This window comes from Pseudomonas sp. AM4(2022) (assembly GCF_036346515.1).
Classification (GTDB): Bacteria; Pseudomonadota; Gammaproteobacteria; order Pseudomonadales; family Pseudomonadaceae; genus Aquipseudomonas; species Aquipseudomonas paracarnis.
In genome coordinates this window covers 155,798-174,328 of the sequence record NZ_JAOTNW010000005.1, presented here as the reverse complement: position 1 = coordinate 174,328, position 18,531 = coordinate 155,798, and the positions used below count along the sequence as shown (strand labels likewise).

Below are 18,531 nucleotides of genomic sequence, written 5' to 3'. Positions count from 1 at the left end.
GATCGTTTTTTATTCCAGCGGCATCACCGTCACCCGCACCTCCGGGTCGTGGCTGCCTCCCCCCAGAATCACCCCACGCAACGGCGACACATCAGAGAAATCCCGGCCCCAGGCCAGGGTGATGTGCTCCAGCGCCGGCTGCACATTGTTGGTCGGGTCAAAATCCACCCAGCCTGATACCGGGCAAAACACCGAGACCCACGCATGAGAGGCATCCGCGCCAATCAACCGTGGCTGGCCGGGCGGTGGCTGTGTGAGCAGATAGCCGCTGATATAGCGCGCCGCCAGGCCCCGCGAACGCAGGCAGGCAAGCATCAAGTGAGCGAAGTCCTGGCACACGCCGCGACGGCGCTCCAGCACTTCAACCAGCGGCGTGGCGACCTGGGTGGCTTCGGCATCGAAGGTAAATTCGCTGAAGATCTTCTCCATCAATGCCTGCGTGCCCAGCAGTAAAGGCTCGCCGGGCGGGAAGCAGCTTTCGGAGAACTCGACGAAGGTTTTCTTCAGATGGACATAGGGCGACTCGAAGCGATAGCGGCACGCTTCGATCAGCTCGGCGCTCAAGGGTTGGCTGCTATAGGTCAGGCTGTCGCGGGTGTGGTCCCAGGGCGGCGACCGCTGGAAGTCCAGAGCGGGTCGCGCCAGCACTTCTACAGTGAGCCCGGCGTTCACCAGCAATTCATCATGGGGCCGTTCGAACGCCAAGCGAGTGATCGGGTTGCCGAACACGTCCAGCTCATCGCGGCGTGAGGTGGGTTCCGGGCTGATATCCAACTGCTGCCAGGTGCACTTCTGCCAGGCGCACGGCCGTGGCCACAGGTGCGCCAGTTGCTGGGCCAGGGACACCGGGCTGTCGTAGTGGTAATGGGTATCATGGAAAATCTGGTAGCGCGCACTCATTACACCGACACCGTTTGTTGGCTGACATCATCCACGTGGGCAAAATGGCGCAGCGCCAGGCGATCCGACACCTGCCCGCTTTCATCGGCCACCGCTTGCAGCAAGTCGGCCAGGCCGTCCAGGGCGGCACGCACGCTGGCTTCGCCAAACAGGCCGTTCTCCAGGCAGCCCAGGTCAAAACGCGCCAAGCGCTCGACCAATGGCGCCAGCCCGGTTTCACGGGGCACGCCAAAATCATCATTGAGACGGCGCAGGGTTCGGCTCACCAACTTGAGCTGGAACAGCACCGCATGGGGGTTCTGCTCGTCGAGCAGCAGCAGGTCGAGCACCGGGATCAACTGCGGCACTGCCAGATAGCGCGAGCGGTAGGTGATGCTGCTGTTGCCCAGCTCCAGCAACCATTCCAGCCCGGCCTGATCGAACACCGCCACGCCGCGCAGGAACGCTGCAAGGCTGCTGCTCAGAAACTGCAGACGCTCGATGCGCCGCCCCATCATCAAGAAGCGCCAGCCTTCATCGCGGGTCATGTCGTCGAGGGCAAACCCCGACAGTGCCGCCAGGGACATCACCAGGCGGTTGAGAAAGTCGAGCAGCTCGCCAAAGTCCGCGGTGTCGCTTTCCAGTTCCATGGCTTCGCGTTGCAGCTCCACCAGGGCCTGCCAGTTTTCCCTGGACAACTTGCCGCGCACCTGGGACGCCGCCCACTGCAGGCGCTGCAAATTGGCGCGCAGGCTTGAAGGCCAGTCATCACCCAGCAAGGCCGCGAGCAGACGATCAGGCAGCTCGCCCTCCTCCGGCAACAGACGCAGGCTTTCGCCGAGCTCGACGGCGGCCTGCAACGCCAGCGGATCGTCGCCATCGACATACCGCGCCAGCACGATGCGCAACCAACGCGCACTGTCGTCGCAGCGCTCGCAGTAACGACCGAACCAGAACAGGTTTTCCACCACGCGCGAGGGCAGATAGGGATCGCGGCGCACCAGGTCATAGGCGCCAATGGTGCGTTGGGCGCGCCACTGCTCGCCACCCGGCACGCGTTCGCCGAGCACCCAGGTGTCCTTGCTCGCCCCGCCGCGCTGCATCGACACCACCTGGGCATCGGCGTCGGCGGCCACGCGAGTCAGGCCGCCGGGCAGCACCCGATAACCGTCTTCACTGGCCACGGCGTAGACACGCATGCCGATGGCACGGTGTTGCAGGTGGTCATCCACGGTGTGCCACACCGGTGCCTGAGACAGTTGCGCCAGCTCTTGGGCGACATAGGCATAGGGCCGCGCACGCATGCGTTCGGCCAGGGCCTGGCGCTGTTCATCATCAAGGTCGCGACCAAACACTGGGGCGAAACTTTGTGAGGGAAATGCCGGCTTGATCAACAGCTCCGGCAGCTTCTCCAGGGCTTCGGCAAGCACCGGCGCTTCGCCGCACCACCAAGTGGCAATCGACGGCAGGATCAAAGCTTCACCGAACAAAAACTCGTTGATCTTGGGCAAAAAGCCCAGCAACCCCGGGGACTCCAGCACGCCGCTGCCCAAGGCATTGGCCACCAGCACATTGCCTTGGCGCACGGCGTCGAGCAGGCCCGGCACGCCGAGCGCCGAGTCGGTGCGCAGCTCCAGCGGGTCGCAAAAGTCGTCGTCGAGGCGACGCATGATCGCGTGCACCCGGCGCAAGCCGCTAAGGGTTTTCAGGAACACGGTGCTGTCGCGCACGGTGAGGTCACCGCCCTCTACCAAGGGGTAGCCGAGCTGGCGCGCCAGGTACAGGTGTTCGAAATAGCTTTCGTTGAAACGCCCCGGCGTGAGCAACACGATCAGTGGCGGCTGGTCATCGCCAGGAGCCTGGCGCGCCAGGGTTTCCTGCAACGTGCGAAAGAAACCGGTGAGGTGCTGCACCTGCATATCCCGGTACAGGTCCGGGAAGGCGCGGGACACGATGGTGCGGTTTTCCAGGGCGTAGCCGGCGCCCGACGGGGCTTGGGTACGGTCGGCGGTGACCCACCAGCGACCATCCGGCGTGCGTGCCAGGTCGACCGCGTACAGATGCAGGAACGCACCGTCGGGCGGCTGGATGCCCTGGCACGGCCACAGGAAATTGTTATGCCCGAACACCAGTTCGGCCGGCAGCAAGCCTTCCTTGATCAGGCGCTGCGGGCCATACAGGTCGGCCAGCACCGCATTGAGCAGGCGCGCACGCTGGGCGATGCCGGCCGACAGTTGCTGCCATTCCTCGGCGGCCAACACATGGGGCAACAGGTCCAGCTCCCAGGGGCGGTCGGCGCCCTTGGGGTCGGCGTAGACGTTGTAGGTCACGCCGTTTTCCTGGATCTGGCGCGTCAGCAACGCCTGGCGCTGGGCCAGTTGTGCGGGCGTGCTGCGTTGCAGGTGATCGAACAAGCGTCGCCAATGGGCACGCACCGCGCCGCTGGCGTCCAGCAGTTCGTGATAGGTGCCCGCGGTGAGCGGGTAACGGTCGAGCAAATCGGACATGGAACGCTCGGCAGAGGCAAGGGAAGTCAGGTTAACTCAAATTCACTGCGATCCAATGTGGGAGCTGGCTTGTTGTGGCGAGGGAGCTTGCTCCCGCTCGACTGCGCAGCAGTCGCCTGCTATTGGGGGCGCTTCGCACCCCAGCGGGAGCAAGCTCCCTCGCCACAAAAGCCCTCCCACACCTGGATCATGTTCATTCCTTATTTTTTGTGAAACGCCGCAAATCCAGGGTCATTGGCAACTCATCGTTTACCGTTACAGTCGGCACTGGCAGCTTGCCCGGGCTATGCCCCAAGCGGAAAAACCGCGCCATGCGCCGGCTCTCCGCCTCATTGGCATTCACCGGCAGGCTGTCGTAATTGCGCCCGCCCGGGTGCGCCACATGGTATTGGCAGCCGCCCAACGAGCGCTGCATCCAGGTGTCGAGCAGGTCAAATACCAGCGGCGCATGCACGGGGATGGTCGGTTGCAGGCAGTTGGCCGGTTGCCAGGCGCGGTAACGCACGCCCGCCACGAACTCGCCGACGCGGCCGGTCGCTTGCAGCGGCACCGGCACGCCATTGCAGGTCAGCAGGTAGCGTTGCGGTGGCAACCCGTTCAACTTCACTTGCAGGCGCTCCAGGGACGAATCCACATAGCGCACCGTGCCACCTACTGCGCCCTCCTCGCCCAGCACGTGCCAGGGTTCCAAGGCCTGGCGCAGTTCCAGTTCGATACCGCTGACGGCGTAGTCGCCCACCTTGGGAAAACGAAATTCCAGATGCGCCGCGAACCATTCGGCACGCAGCGGGTAGCCAGCCGCGTTCAGCTCGACGATCACGTCGGCAAAGTCCTGCTCGATAAAGTGCGGCAACAGGAAACGGTCATGCAGTTCAGTGCCCCAGCGCGCCAGCTTCGGCGGCGCATAGGGCTCGCGCCAGAACCGCGCGACCAGCGCCCGCAGCAACAACTGCTGGGTCAGGCTCATGCGCGCATGGGGCGGCATTTCAAAGGCGCGCAGTTCCAGCAGCCCCAGGCGGCCAGTGGCGCCGTCGGGTGAGTAAAGTTTGTCGATACAGAATTCGGCGCGATGGGTATTACCCGTCACGTCGATCAGCAGGTTGCGCAACAGGCGATCCACTAACCACGGCGCGCACTCCTCGCCCGGTACCGGCATCTGCGCGAAGGCGATTTCCAGTTCATACAGCGCGTCGTTGCGCGCCTCATCCACCCTGGGCGCCTGGGAGGTGGGGCCGATAAACAGGCCGGAAAACAAATAGGACAACGACGGGTGGTTGTGCCAGTAGCTGATCAGGCTGCGCAGCAGGTCCGGCCGGCGCAGGAAGGGCGAGTCCTTGGGCGTCGCGCCGCCCAGCACGAAGTGGTTACCGCCACCGGTGCCGGTATGGCGCCCATCGATCATGAACTTCTCGGTGGTCAGGCGGGTTTGCCGGGCCTCTTCGTAGAGGAATTCGGTGCGCTCCACCAACTCGTCCCAGGTGGCGGACGGCTGTACGTTGACCTCGATGACACCAGGGTCTGGCGTGACCCGGAAATTGCTCAGGCGCGTATCCGCTGGCGGCTCATAGCCCTCCAGCAGTACCGGGCAATGCAGCTCTTCGGCGGTGGCCTCAATGGCAGTCACCAGCTCCAGGTAATCCTCGACGCGCTCCAGCGGCGGCATAAACAGGTACAGGCGCCCTTCCCGTGCTTCGGCGCACAGCGCGGTACGGGTCAACCAGTCGGCGGACTCGTCCACCTGCGGCACACGCTCGTCACCCCGGGCCGGCTCGCCAGGGCTGCGCAGTTGCGCCGCCGTGGGAAGCTCGGGCTGGTCCTGGTTCGGGTCGGTCGGGTGCACGAACGGATACTCTGCCGCCGTCACCCAGGGCTGGGAAGCCAACGGCAGCCGGTAACCCAGCGGCGAATCCCCCGGCACCAGGCGGCAATGGTTGTCGCGCAGATACCAACGCCCACTCTGCCAGCGGTCATTGGCCGCAGTCCGTGCCAGCGGCAGCACTTGGCCGATGACTTTATCCAGGCCCTGGCTGAAGACTTTGCGCAGGCGCTCACGCTCCAGGTCGTCGCTCAGGCGCGGGTCTTGGGCAGTGACGTTCTGGGGCAGAGCCCCTTCGCGCCACAGGTAGTAGAAATTGTCTTCGAACGCCGGGAACACAAAGCGCGCCGGCAGTTTCAGGCGCTCGGCGACGCTGGCCAGGAAACGCCCGGCCATCACCCCATCGGCGCCGTAGTCTTCTTGCTCATCGGCGATCAGCGCGCTGTTGTGCCAGATCGGCACACCGTCGCGGCGCCAGTAGCAATTGAGCGACCAGCGCGGCAGTTGCTCGCCGGGGTACCACTTGCCTTGGCCGAAATGCACCAGGCCCTTGGGCGCATAGTGCTGGCGCAGGCGCTGGAACAGCTCGGCCGACAGGCGACGCTTGTCCGGCCCCAGGGCTGCGGTGTTCCACTCGGCGCCGTCGGGATCGTCGATAGAGACGAAGGTCGGCTCGCCGCCCATGGTCAGGCGTACGTCGTGCTTGAGCAGGTCGCCATCGATCTGCCGGCCCAGGGCCTGGATCGCCAGCCACTGCTCTTCGGTGTAGGGCTTGGTCACCCGTGGCGCTTCCCAGATGCGCTCCACCGACATCTCATGGGTGAACTCGCATTCGCACGGCTCCACCAACCCACTGATGGGCGCGGCGGAGGATGGGTCGGGACTACAGGCCAAGGGGATATGCCCTTCACCGGCGAACAACCCGGACGTGGCATCCAGGCCAATCCAGCCAGCGCCGGGCAAATACACTTCGCACCAGGCGTGCAGGTCGGTGAAGTCCACCTCGGTACCGGACGGGCCGTCGAGGGCTTTGACGTCAGCGGTCAGTTGAATCAGATAACCAGAGACAAATCGCGCCGCCAACCCGAGGTTGCGCAGCAATTGCACCAACAACCAGGCCGAGTCGCGGCAGGAGCCGGACGCGTTTTCCAGGGTAAATTCCGGGGTTTGCACGCCCGGTTCCATGCGAATCAGGTAACCGATATCGGCGGCCAGGCGCTGGTTGAGGCCTACCAGGAAATCCACAGCAGGCAGCGGCGTGCGGTCGATACCGGCCAGGTACGCAGCTAACCTTGGTGTCAGCGGCAAGGTTTCCAGGTACGGCGCCAGCTCGCGCTGCTCATCGGCGGCGTAGCTGAACGGGATATTTTCGGCGTAGGGCTCCAGGAAAAAATCGAACGGATTGAACACCGCCATCTCGGCGACCAAGTCGACTTCGACGCGCAACTCGTCAGTCTTTTCCGGGAACACCAGGCGCGCCAGGTAATTACCCTGAGGGTCTTGCTGCCAGTTGATGAAATGCTGCTCGGGCAGCACTTTCAGCGCGTAGGACAAAATCCGCGTACGGCTATGGGCCGCCGGGCGTAGCCGAACGATCTGTGGACCGAGTTCAACAGCACGGTCGTAGCGGTAATGCGTAACGTGGTGCAACGCGACATGAATCGACACGGCGGCCTCCTGCGAGCCAGGGCATAAGCACAACGCGCGCAAGACTTATGCCACAGCAGCAGTCATTGCACTAAAACGTCAGACCCGGTGCAGTACAGCACCAAAACAGCGCCAACGTTGCGGCTATGGTGCAGGCGCTGCACACATTTGTAGCGCTGAGCTGAGGGCAGGTGGTGAATCTACCCAATCAATGGTGTTTGTGTTGGGCAATCATGGCCTGGCGCAGGCAGCGGACTTCGACCAGTTTCTGGCGCATTTCACGGTGGCGTTTGCTGTTGAACAGCAATAGCCCAATTAATGGAAACGCCAGGCTCAAGGCATATACCACCCCGTTCGGTTGATCATTGAGTGTTGGCAATACACCCAGAAAGCATACACCCAGCAGCAACACTAGCGGCCACATCCATTGGGGACGCCCCCGGGCGATCATGAAATTGCAGTGCACAATGACTAGCGTGAGTGCGATACCCGCCAGGAAGGAGTATTTGGCATTATCTGCCATGGACAGGCTTGGCATATAGCTATCGAAGAACACCGGAACCGCAAACACGAGGGTGAAAATGCAGACAAATATCGCCCCCATAAAGACGGGGAAGTACGTCGACAGAAAACTGCGAATGTTAGGCAGCTCGTTCATTGTTCGGCCTCCTCATACAGCCCTATGGCAATTGTGCGCACGTTCCCTGACACCGCACTACCGGTAAAACCGATGGCTGCGCCCAACGCGTCCTTGATCTGCGTGACCGTTGCATGCTTGACCTCGGTGGGGGTGAACCGCTTAGGCAACTCGCCCGACAACTGCTTTAACTTGATCATCTTGGACGTCAAGCGTGGGTCGTTGATGCTCAGCAGCTCTTTGGTCAACTTGGCGCGCTCCTGTCGATTCAGGCCCCTGAGCACCTCTCTCACACTTTTCCCGGTAGAGGCCTTATTCAACCGCACCAGCTTGACCGTTGCCAATGCCGATGAGCCCACCCCAACCAACGACGCCGCGTCCAGGGCAATCATGGTGTATTGGTACCATTCCTCACTGTCGAGCTGATCATTTCGCGCAGGGTTGCGGATCTCATTGACGGTGCGATAGCCGCTGGCAAAGCACTGCACAGAACTGGCTGCCGCGGCCGTATAGCCGAGCGCCACGACCACCGAACTGGCCCCCGCCGAAAACGGAACTGCGACGGAACCACTGAGCACCACAATCCAACCGATGACCGCGCCGGCACACGATAGCGTGGTATTGACCGCTTCGCCCACCAAGCGGGACTCACGCGGATTGTCTTGCACCTGCTGAGCGAATTGCGTTGGCGCGATGTACTTCTGCGCCTCACGCAGGATCAGACGCTTGGGTGCGATGCTGCAGATGGGCTGAAATTCGCGCAGGGTGACAACGTTGAAATCGGCATCGATATACACAACACCTGCACCGACAATGGCGGGGTCGGCATCGATGGCGGCGAACAGCCGTGGCAGGTTGATCAGGCTCTCGATGCGCTGGCGCGCCATAAATTGAGAGCGGTTGGAATCCATGCCGATATTGAACAAGGAGTAGCCCATAAGTGTTCTTCCTTGAAATTGAGAGTGCCGCGACCGGCCTCATCGCAGGCAAGCCAGCTCCCACACTTGAAATGCATTCCCCTGTGGGAGCTGGCTTGCCTGCGATAGCAATCTAATGGGCGCCACCCTAACAAACAGGCCGCCTACCGCCAATAAATCTACAGAATCAACGGGCTTTGCGTTGCGCAATCACCGCCCGACGCAGGTGACGTATTTCGAGTAACCGCTGCCGCATTTCACGATGGCGCTTGCTGTTGAGCAGCAACAAACCCAGCAGCGGAAACAGCACCGCCGAGCCGTACACCAGGGTATTGAGGCCGTATTGAATCATCGGCAACACGAACAGCAGGCAGCACACCAGGTAGCCCGCCACCAGCCGAGTCGCCCAGGGGAACCCGCGTGCAATCATCACATTGCCAAACACCAGCACCGCTACCAGCACCAGGATTGCAGCTGCGGAGTAGTTGGCCTTGAGCGCCGGCTCAACACCGCGCAAATAGGTCACGCCCGCCGTGGAGACAGCCACCGAACCGGAAAAGATCGCCATGAAGATGGTGCCCATGAACACCGGAAAATAACGTGCGAGGAAACTGCGCCTATCGGGAAACCCCTTCATTCCGTCAGTTCCTCATACAGACCAATGGCAAGCGTCGAGGCCGAGCCGACATGACCGGTCCGATAGCTGCCCCAGATACCCAACATGCCGCCCAAGGCGTCCTTGAGCTGGGTGAGCGTGGCGTGACGAATTTCCGTGGAGCTGTAGCGCTTGGGCAACGTGCCGGCGCGCTGCTGCAACTTGAGCAACTTGGGGGTCAGGCTTGGGTCTTTGAGGCTGAGCAGTTCCTGGGTCAACTTCTTGCGCTCCTGGCGATTCAAGCCCTTGAGCAGCTCATACCAACTCTTGCCCAAGGCCGCGGCCTTTTTGGCCTTGAGCAGCCTTAATGTGGTGAAGGCTCCCGTTCCGATACCGACCAACGATGCGGCATCGAGAATCGGTGACACCGCGCCGTACCACTGGGCGTCGTCCATGCGGTCGTTGGCCTGCGGGTCAAGGATCTCGTTATAGGTACGGGCCACGCCAAACCCGCACTGAGCACTGCTGGCCAGCGCCGCCGTGACGCCAATACCCACCACAAAAGCACTGGCACCGGCGGTGAAGGGTACGGCGACGCTGCCACTGAACACCACGATCCAGCCGATCACCGCCGCTCCACAGGAAAGCCCCATATCAAAGGCCTCCTTCTGGAGTCGCCCTTCACGGGGGTCGGTCTTCACCTGCTCGACAAACTGCGCCGGCGAGATGTATTTCTGCGCCTCGCGCAAAATGACGCGCTTGGGTTTGATGCTGCAGATGGGCTTGAATTCGCGCAGGGTGATCACATTGAAGTCGGCGTCGATGTACACCACGCCAGCGCCGACGATGCTGGGGTCGGCGTCGATGACGGCGAACAGCCGCGGCAGGTTGATCTGGCTTTCAATGCGCTGGCGCGCCATGAATTGGGAGCGGTTGGAGTCCATGCCGATGTTGAGCAAGGGGTTGCCCATAAATGTTCTTCCTTGAAATTGAAAGTGCCCAGACCGGCCTCATCGCAGGCAAGCCAGCTCCCACAGGGGAATGCATTCCAAGTGTGGGAGCTGGCTTGCCTACGATAGCAATCTAATGGGCGCCACCTTACCAAACAGACTCACCACCGACCAGAAAGCAAAACGCCAGCACGAGGCTGGCGTTTTGTATTTCAGGCGTCGATCAACGCGGCACAACCGGCTTGCGCGTAGGCTTGCCGCCCTTGCCCTTAGCCGCATCGCTGCGCTCTTTGGCCGCCTGTTTATTGCGCGCCTGGGCCGCAGCCTTGGCTTGCTCGCGCTTGTCCCACGGGTTGCTGCCGTCGCTGCCACGGGGTGGCAGGCCGGTGTGCTGGGTGAGGATCTTGGTGGTGGTTTCCTTGGCGACCTTATGGCTGCCCGCCGGCGTCGAGTTCTTGCGCCGGGCGCTCTGGTAGCTGTCGGTGGACGGCTGGTGCAGCGGGATCAGTTGGTCCTTGCCCGACCCGATCAGGTCGGCACGGCCCATGCGGGTCAATGCTTCACGCAGCATCGGCCAGCCCTTCGGGTCGTGGTAACGCAGGAACGCCTTGTGCAGGCGGCGCTGCTCTTCGCTCTTGACGATGGTCACCGCGTCGCTCTTGTAGGTGACCTTGCGCAGCGGGTTCTTGCCCGAGTGGTACATCGCGGTGGCGGTGGCCATCGGCGACGGGTAGAACGCCTGCACCTGATCGGCGCGGAAGCCGTTGCCCTTGAGCCACAGGGCCAGGTTCATCATGTCTTCATCGGTGGTGCCGGGGTGGGCGGCGATGAAGTACGGGATCAGGTACTGCTCCTTGCCCGCTTCCTTGGTGTACTTCTCGAACATGCGCTTGAACTTGTCATAGCTGCCAATGCCCGGCTTCATCATCTGGTTGAGCGGACCTTCCTCGGTATGTTCCGGGGCGATCTTGAGGTAGCCACCGACGTGGTGGGTGACCAGCTCTTTGACGTACTCCGGCGATTCGACGGCCAGGTCGTAGCGCAGGCCGGAAGCGATCAGGATCTTCTTCACACCCGGCAACGCACGGGCGCTGCGGTACAGCTGGATCAACGACGAGTGGTCGGTGTTCAGGTTCGGGCAGATGCCAGGGAACACGCACGACGGCTTGCGGCACGCGGATTCGATTTCCGGGCTCTTGCAGGCGATGCGGTACATATTCGCCGTCGGGCCGCCGAGGTCGGAGATCACGCCGGTGAAGCCCGGCACTTTGTCGCGGATCTCTTCGATCTCGCGAATGATCGACTCTTCGGAACGGTTCTGGATGATGCGGCCTTCGTGCTCGGTGATCGAGCAGAAGGTGCAGCCGCCGAAGCAGCCACGCATGATGTTCACCGAGAAACGGATCATGTCGTAGGCCGGGATCTTCTCCTTGCCATACGCCGGGTGCGGTACGCGGGCGTACGGCATGCCGAACACGTAGTCCATTTCTTCGGTAGTCATGGGAATGGGCGGCGGGTTGAACCACACGTCCACTTCACCGTGCTTCTGCACCAGGGCACGGGCGTTGCCTGGGTTGGTTTCCAGGTGCAACACGCGGTTGGCGTGGGCATAGAGCACCGCGTCGCCGCGGACTTTTTCCACCGATGGCAGGCGGATCACGGTTTTGTCACGGGTCATGCGCGGGCTGGCCAGGATCTGCACAACCTTGGCTTCTTCCGGGTCATCCACTGGGCCTTTCTCTTGCTCGATGGCGCAGGCCTGGGTGTCCTGGGTGTTTACGTACGGATTGATGATCTTGTCGATCTTGCCCGGACGGTCGATGCGCGTGGAATCCACTTCGTACCAACCGGCTGGCGTATCACGGCGGATGAACGCGGTACCGCGCACATCGGTGATGTCTTCGATCTTGTGGCCCCACGACAGGCGCTGGGCAACTTCGACGATGGCCCGCTCGGCGTTGCCGTACAACAGGATATCGGCGGTGGCGTCGATCAGGATCGAGTTGCGCACGCGGTCCTGCCAGTAGTCGTAGTGGGCGATGCGGCGCAGGGAGGCTTCGATACCGCCAAGCACGATCGGCACGTTCTTGTAGGCTTCCTTGCAACGCTGGCTGTACACCAGGCTCGCACGGTCGGGGCGTTTGCCGGCCATGCCGCCAGGGGTGTAGGCGTCGTCGGAGCGGATTTTCTTGTCGGCGGTGTAGCGGTTGATCATCGAATCCATGTTGCCGGCCGCGACGCCGAAGAACAGGTTCGGCTCGCCGAGTTTCATGAAGTCGTCTTTGGACTGCCAGTTCGGCTGGGCGATGATCCCGACGCGAAAGCCCTGGGACTCCAGCAGCCGGCCGATGATCGCCATGCCGAACGATGGGTGATCCACATACGCATCACCGGTGACGATGATGATGTCGCACGAATCCCAGCCAAGCTGATCCATCTCCTCCCTGCTCATCGGCAGGAATGGCGCAGGACCGAAACATTCGGCCCAGTACTTGGGATAGTCAAATAACGGCTTGGCTGTTTGCATGACGGTGACCGGTGTGGAGATGAAAAATCGCGGGCGCGGAATATAGCACAAAAATTAACCAATTCCGACGACTGTGGTCGGAAATATGCGTGACCACGTCACCGCTCTGCCCGCACTTTCGGCCTCAGAAATATATACCCCTCCTACTGGCGCTGCCCGCCCTACCGTTGCTCAATCTTTGACCAGCGCCAGACCAGCCGCAGCGCCAGGCGCTCACACGACGAGCACGGACCATGACAACACCTTCCATTCCAGCCGCCGAGGCTGAACCATCCCTGTTGCTGACCAGCGAACGCTGGTCCGAGCAGCAGATCCTCAAGGCCATGCAAGCAAACGTGACCACGTTCATGGGCAAACTTCCACCTGACGAGCAACAGGAATACCTGCGCCTGTGCAATGAACTGATCGAGCGCGAACAGCACTTGAGCACCACCCTGAATGACTTTTACAACGACTTGAACCAGCAACTGGCCGATGCCCTGCAAAGCGCACTGAAAAGCAAGACAGGCAAGCAGATCGACCCGCGCACCACATACCTTAAAACCCGCGTGCGCCAATTGCCGATTGCCCAGGACGACTTGCCGGCCAATGATCGCTTGAGTGATCAGGTGCGCATCTTCAAAGAGGACCTCAGCGTGCGCGAGTACGAGCGCTCGATGACCTTGCTGGAGGCTGCGCACCGTAACTTCGGCTTCACCGCGTATTTTTCCACCGAAGAGCAGCGCGCCAGCTTTATCAGTGATAGCGCCCTGAGCGTGAAAGAGTTCGTCGCGGTCGTGCGCAGTGTCGATTTCGGCAAGCGGATCGGCGATTACATTGAGAACGAGTTCAAGAAGCGTCTGTACAACGCACTGTTCGGCCTGCAGGGCACCAAGCTGGTGATCGCCTTGCGCGATGCCTATCGCACCCGCGAGCCGTGGAGCATCAATGAGTGGGAGTTCAACAACCTCAAGAACGCGCTGTTCGACGCAAACATTCATTGGGACATGTACCAGTTGGACGCCGGCGGCGACAAAATTGCCATGCCGTTTTTCACGCGGCACTTTGACACACCGGATGGCGCCTGCGTCTACAGCTATTTCCCGGACCGTCCGGACGGTGCGCTCCGTCGCCACACCTCCCGGAAAGAGGCGGTGGACGACTTGCAAAAACAGATTCGCAACGATGTGGGCCTCAAGCATTTCGGCTGGTTCATGAAAGCCATCTCCTTGAACAACCAGGAAAAGATCAGGACCTTCATCAAGCCGCTCAAGGTCAACCGCGACGAACTCTACTGGCATGCGCGCATTCTGTACGACCTGTTCGCCAGCAAGACACCTAATCGGGAAAAACTAACCGTTGAAAAAATTGGCCCGGATACCCGCGCTCTGGCCCACACCTTGCCTGTACGCCAATCATGGCCTATTCAAGCAGACCTTATTCGACTGGCGCGCACCAATCAGCTTGCCGATCGCGAGGCCGCGGTTGCCTTGCTCACCTATCTGGTCAGCGAAACCTTGTCGATGCTGCTGATCGCCGTGCCTGGTGGGGTAACCGGCATGAGCAAGGTCATGCTGATCGCGATGATGGGCACCCTCGCCTATCAGACCGGCTCAGCTATTTCGGCGTTGCGGCGGGGGCAGCAGGCCGAGCTGGTGCAAGCAGTCGGAGACATTCTGGATCTGCTGGTGGGCCTGCGCTTGCAGGCCGTAGCCAGTAAATTGTCGGTACGGCGCACGCGCAAACTGATGAGTGCGTTGGGCAATCCCCGGTATGGGGTCGCGGCCGACGGCAAGCCGGGCCTCTGGTTCGTCGATGCCGAGCGCGCTATCGACCCGAGCTTCCTGGACGGAGTTGCGCAAAATAGCCAGGGTGTTTTTGAGAAAAACACCTACAGCTACGCGAAGCTGGAAGTAGATGGTAAAAGCAGGATCGTCGAGGTCAAGCTGGACAAAGGTTCCGGGCGCTATCGACTCACCGGTGACGCTTCAAGCGTGCTGCCCTATATCACCTTTCTGCCAGCCCGTAACCACTGGGTACTCGACCCCGTCGACACCCGCGCCCTGAGTGATGCGCAACTGCTGCAGCAGATGGTTTCGCCCAGCCAGCTGTCGCTGACAACTGCGGCCTGTCAACGCGCGCTGCACGTAGCGGGTGTTGATCGTCAAGGCTTGCAGGATATCTGGTTTGCGCACCAGTCCGCTCCCGTGTCACTGATTCAGGCCATCGAGCACCAAGGGCTGTATGAAGGAGCCCGCCAGTTGCAGACGACGCTCAAACAGACTGACGATCCGACCATCAGCCTGCTGCGCCGACGCTTCCCGGATCTGTCACGTGCCAGAGCCGCCGAACTGCTCCAACAGCATCCATCACTGCGCGAAGCCAGCGAATACTCTGCGTTAGCCGCGCCCGTTCGAGAAGCCATCCATAAAGGCCGTGAACAAAGCCTCATTACCGAGGCACTGAGCGCGCTGTCAACCCCCAGCGATCGCGGGTTCAATGCCCAAAGCGAGGCGCTGTTCGGCAACCTGTTGACGCTGCTGCCTGGCTGGCCCAGCGACGTCGCTGTGCAGGTCTATCAAGGCGTGACGGATCAGGCAGGCGATATCGTGGGCCGTGGGGCGCTGCTGAACACGTACGGTAATGACGACGCAGACAGTTTTGTCATGCTGGTAAAGTCGGGCAATCGCTATGCCGGCTACCAGCAGGACAGTGGCACTCTGCAAAAGGCTATCGTCGGGGAGAACAGCCTGCTCAGCGCCACCTTGCGAACGCTCACGGACACTCAACGTGACGACTTGGGCAGGGGGCTCCACGACAACGCCGGCCTGGCTCAGGATGTGCTCAAACAGGCTCACGTGCATCGGGAGTACTTGCATGAATTCCTGATCCCCTCACGCGAGCTGCCGCTGTCGAGCCAAAGCCTCAGCGCATTTCGGATACCCTATAAGCAACTGCCGAACAATGCCGACGTGAACGGCATCCATGAGATGAGCCAGCGAAAATACGTGAGTATCGATGACGGCACCTATCAAGTCATGTTGGATCGTGACGCCTCCTCTGCCACTCACACAGTCTGGCGAATCGTCAAGCCTGGCGATGCCGTCGCCATGGATGAAGGCAACGTCTACAACAGTAGCCGTGCCGGCGAAACCCACGCCATCACGCGCAATACCGCGAAGGTGTGGGTCAGCGCCATCGTTGGGGCGCAAGGCGGTATGCGTGGATCAGGCCATGACTGGAACTTTCACCGACAATTGGCCGACAGCGTCACCGCCGTCACCAACCGGCTGCGCACCCCGCAGAGCCGCGTGCGCAGACTGTTTCCGGCCTTTACGGAAGGGCAGGTCAACCTGTTCATCCAAACGCTGGGAGGCAATATCAACGACGGGCTGGCCCAGAGGGAAACCGAGTATAAAAACCTCAAAAGAGATCTGAAGGCATGGACCAAAGCGAACACCGCCGAATCGACAGGCCCGCGAGAACGTATCGCCAAAGAGATCAAACGCTGTTGGCGCCGCGAGGCAGGCACCCTACTCAAAATTCCACCGCACCTGGCAGCGCTACCCGCGTTAAAAGCGGATTTCAGCCACGTACGCGAACTTGTTGTGGAATCGGTTAACTGGTCGGAAGCGGCCGATACCTTCCTGGGTAATTTCACCGGCCTTGAACAACTGAGCATTACCGACTCCAAGCTCGACAAACTCCCCGCCATGGTCGGTGAGTTGCACGACCTGACCACGCTGAATTTGAGGTCCAATCACATCCAGCTTGATGCACAACACGCCGCAAAACTCGCCAACCTGAGCAAGCTTGAACACCTGAACCTGTCGGGCAACCCACTGGGAATCCCCCCCGACTTCAGTGCCATGGTCAAGCTGCAAACCCTGGACCTGAGCAGTACACAGATAAATCAGTGGCCGAACGGTTTAAACAACCTAAGTGCTCTGAAAGTTGTCGATTTACGCAATAACCAGTTGCATGAAGTGCCTGAAGCAAACCTGAACCCGATACCCGACCAACTCGACACAGTGGCGCGCGTCAATGGCGTCACGCTCCTTGAAGGCAATCCATTCCCAGCCGGGTATTGGAGGATCCTTGAAAAGTATCGGCGACGGTTGGCGACCGATCATCCCGAACTGAGCCCCCTCTCTCGAATCGATGCATTCAGGCTTGAGGCGGATGCGCACGAGATCGCGATAGTACAGCGGATGTACCCCGAGAAAAACGCCCAGGCCGCCAGGGAGTATTTGAGTGGACTGGGTGACAACACTGAAACAGAAATGGCCCGTATCCAGGCCTTCGATCAATTGGACAGGCAACTGGTACGCTATATCGCAGAGCATGATCCCAACGCCCCTCGCTCTGCGGGCACGCCAAAACCGGACTCGGCATACGCCTCCAAATCAATCAGGGAGTGCTGGCTCAAGTCAGCGGACACATTAAGGCTGCCCTCCTTGAATGCGCCCCTTCCAGCGCTGACCGCCGATTTCAGCCACGTCAAAATACTCAGTATCGACTCAGTAACCTTGGCAACAGGTGCCAGCACCTTCCTGGCTAACTTCCCCAACCTTGTCTCGTTGAGTATTGCCTACTCCAACATAGAGACGTTACCCGCCAGTATTGGCCGGATGAAAAACCTGGATAACCTGAGCCTGCGCTCGAACCATATGAAGCTGGACGTGGAGAGCGCAGCGATACTGAGCAGTCTGAATCAACTGGCCGCCCTCGATCTTTCCGAAAACTCACTGCAAATAACGCCTGACTTCAGCACCATGACCCGCTTGAACGCTGTGAATTTATCTAACACCGGGATAAGTCAGTGGCCGGCAGGGTTAATGAACCTACCCTCCCTGGCTCACCTGGACTTGCGAGACAATAAGTTGCGTGAGGTACCGCAAGCCCACCTCAATCCCGCAGCCGATGACCTGCAAACAGTGGCGCGGATCAATGCCGGCACGCGGCTGGAGGGCAACCCGTTCCCCGCCCAATATTGGAAAAAATTCGACGAATATTGGCAACGCCTCCACGACACTCATCCGGAGCTGGCCGACCCTGCCGACCCCGCGGCATTCGATGTAAAAAACTCCCCGGCCCAGCGTTATCGAAAACAGCACCCAACCAAGCCTATCAAGGAGTGCAGAGAGCGGATCTGGCGCCTGGGGCAAGGTGTTCCAACGGGCACTTTCAGCAAGCAACTCGAGCTATTAAAAGCACAGCTCGATTATTGGGTACACGCAGAAGGCGGCGATGCGCAGGGATCCTCATCCTCTACTCAGGGCGGCAACCGTCAACGTACTGACCTGGAGCAGGCGAGGGAGCGCATCGTCAGTTGCTGGCAGCTCAACGCCCCTGAACGATTTGCCGCCAATGGCGCATCGATTGGCCTGGAATTGGATCTGAGTGGGCTGAAACTGCCAAACCTGCCAGCCATCAGTGCCGACTTCAAACACGTCGGTTCCCTCAGGCTGAGCAACATGAGCCTGGAGGCTATCCCGAACAACTTCCTGCGCCAATTTCATCACTTACGCTGGCTGGATATGTCAAATAACCTGCTCAGGGATTTGCCGGAGGGCATGAGTGAAATGAACAACCTGACGCGCCTGTTCCTGCAAAAAAACCAACTGACACTGACCACCGAAACGGCGCACGTACTTGCAGGGCGAATAACGCTCAGGGCCCTTTGGCTGAATGACAATCCAGGGTTGGGGGCAATCCCCGACTTCAGCCAGGTGACGGACATGCGCGAGGTCAACCTGTCGAATACCGGTATTGATACATGGCCGGTCGGCCTGTTTACCCAACCCGGGCTGGGAAGGCTCAACCTGAGTCACAACCGGATAACCACAATCCCGGACTTCGTGGTTGCGCCAACGGCCAATTGGCTGGCGCACTCCGTCCAAGTCAACAGCGGCACCCAAGTCTCTCACAACCCGTTGTCCAGCGTCAGTCGCATGGAGGTAAACATGTATGAGCAACGCTTGCTGGCCGCCGGCATGTTGCTCAACGAAGGGCCCAACTTGATCACGACGGCGGCGGTCGCCAAGGACCCTGAATCAACCCGCGAAATCTGAGGC

9 protein-coding genes are annotated in these 18,531 nt (G+C 60.7%); 1 reads left to right on the top strand and 8 read right to left on the bottom strand.

Annotated elements, in window-relative coordinates:
* Positions 1-9: 9 nt before the first annotated feature.
* The 8 genes from ODQ19_RS09125 to ODQ19_RS09090 all read right to left on the bottom strand — a co-directional run bounded on the left by ODQ19_RS09125 (position 10) and on the right by ODQ19_RS09090 (position 12,475).
* The gene (locus tag ODQ19_RS09125) at positions 10-900 is read right to left on the bottom strand and encodes a transglutaminase family protein (protein ID WP_003188089.1); all 891 of its coding nucleotides are present in this window, start codon (positions 898-900) and stop codon (positions 10-12) included.
* A complete protein-coding gene (locus tag ODQ19_RS09120) occupies positions 900-3,386 on the bottom strand; it encodes a circularly permuted type 2 ATP-grasp protein (protein ID WP_330209844.1) in 2,487 nt (828 codons plus the stop codon). The genes ODQ19_RS09125 and ODQ19_RS09120 overlap by 1 nt, the downstream gene beginning before the upstream one ends.
* 193 nt (positions 3,387-3,579) lie before the next feature.
* The gene (locus tag ODQ19_RS09115; protein ID WP_330209843.1) at positions 3,580-6,870 is read right to left on the bottom strand and encodes a transglutaminase family protein; all 3,291 of its coding nucleotides are present in this window, start codon (positions 6,868-6,870) and stop codon (positions 3,580-3,582) included.
* Positions 6,871-7,057: 187 nt separating this feature from the next.
* Positions 7,058-7,507 (bottom strand): hypothetical protein, encoded by a 450-nt coding sequence (locus ODQ19_RS09110; RefSeq protein WP_330209842.1) that lies wholly within the window; start codon positions 7,505-7,507, stop codon positions 7,058-7,060.
* Complete coding sequence (locus ODQ19_RS09105) at positions 7,504-8,424, bottom strand: NAD synthetase (RefSeq protein WP_330209841.1); 921 nt, start codon at positions 8,422-8,424, stop codon at positions 7,504-7,506. The genes ODQ19_RS09110 and ODQ19_RS09105 overlap by 4 nt, the downstream gene beginning before the upstream one ends.
* 166 nt (positions 8,425-8,590) lie before the next feature.
* Positions 8,591-9,040 (bottom strand): hypothetical protein, encoded by a 450-nt coding sequence (locus ODQ19_RS09100; RefSeq protein ID WP_116666737.1) that lies wholly within the window; start codon positions 9,038-9,040, stop codon positions 8,591-8,593.
* Positions 9,037-9,969 (bottom strand): hypothetical protein, encoded by a 933-nt coding sequence (locus ODQ19_RS09095; protein ID WP_019818300.1) that lies wholly within the window; start codon positions 9,967-9,969, stop codon positions 9,037-9,039. Before ODQ19_RS09095 ends, ODQ19_RS09100 begins: the two co-directional genes overlap by 4 nt.
* 202 nt (positions 9,970-10,171) lie before the next feature.
* Positions 10,172-12,475, bottom strand: coding sequence for a YgiQ family radical SAM protein (locus tag ODQ19_RS09090; RefSeq protein ID WP_003188080.1), 2,304 nt, complete (start codon positions 12,473-12,475; stop codon positions 10,172-10,174).
* Positions 12,476-12,708: 233 nt separating this feature from the next.
* Between ODQ19_RS09090 and ODQ19_RS09085 the strand changes: the two genes are divergently transcribed.
* Entirely contained in the window at positions 12,709-18,528 is a 5,820-nt protein-coding gene (locus ODQ19_RS09085) for a leucine-rich repeat domain-containing protein (RefSeq protein WP_330209840.1), read from the top strand.
* Positions 18,529-18,531: the final 3 nt, after the last annotated feature.

Coding starts and splice junctions, on each gene's coding strand:
- ODQ19_RS09090 (WP_003188080.1), bottom strand. CDS start 12,475: ATGCAAACAGCCAAGCCGTTATTTGACTATCCCAAGTACTGGGCCGAA.
- ODQ19_RS09120 (WP_330209844.1), bottom strand. CDS start 3,386: ATGTCCGATTTGCTCGACCGTTACCCGCTCACCGCGGGCACCTATCAC.
- ODQ19_RS09125 (WP_003188089.1), bottom strand. CDS start 900: ATGAGTGCGCGCTACCAGATTTTCCATGATACCCATTACCACTACGAC.
- ODQ19_RS09105 (WP_330209841.1), bottom strand. CDS start 8,424: ATGGGCTACTCCTTGTTCAATATCGGCATGGATTCCAACCGCTCTCAA.
- ODQ19_RS09100 (WP_116666737.1), bottom strand. CDS start 9,040: ATGAAGGGGTTTCCCGATAGGCGCAGTTTCCTCGCACGTTATTTTCCG.
- ODQ19_RS09095 (WP_019818300.1), bottom strand. CDS start 9,969: ATGGGCAACCCCTTGCTCAACATCGGCATGGACTCCAACCGCTCCCAA.
- ODQ19_RS09085 (WP_330209840.1), top strand. CDS start 12,709: ATGACAACACCTTCCATTCCAGCCGCCGAGGCTGAACCATCCCTGTTG.
- ODQ19_RS09110 (WP_330209842.1), bottom strand. CDS start 7,507: ATGAACGAGCTGCCTAACATTCGCAGTTTTCTGTCGACGTACTTCCCC.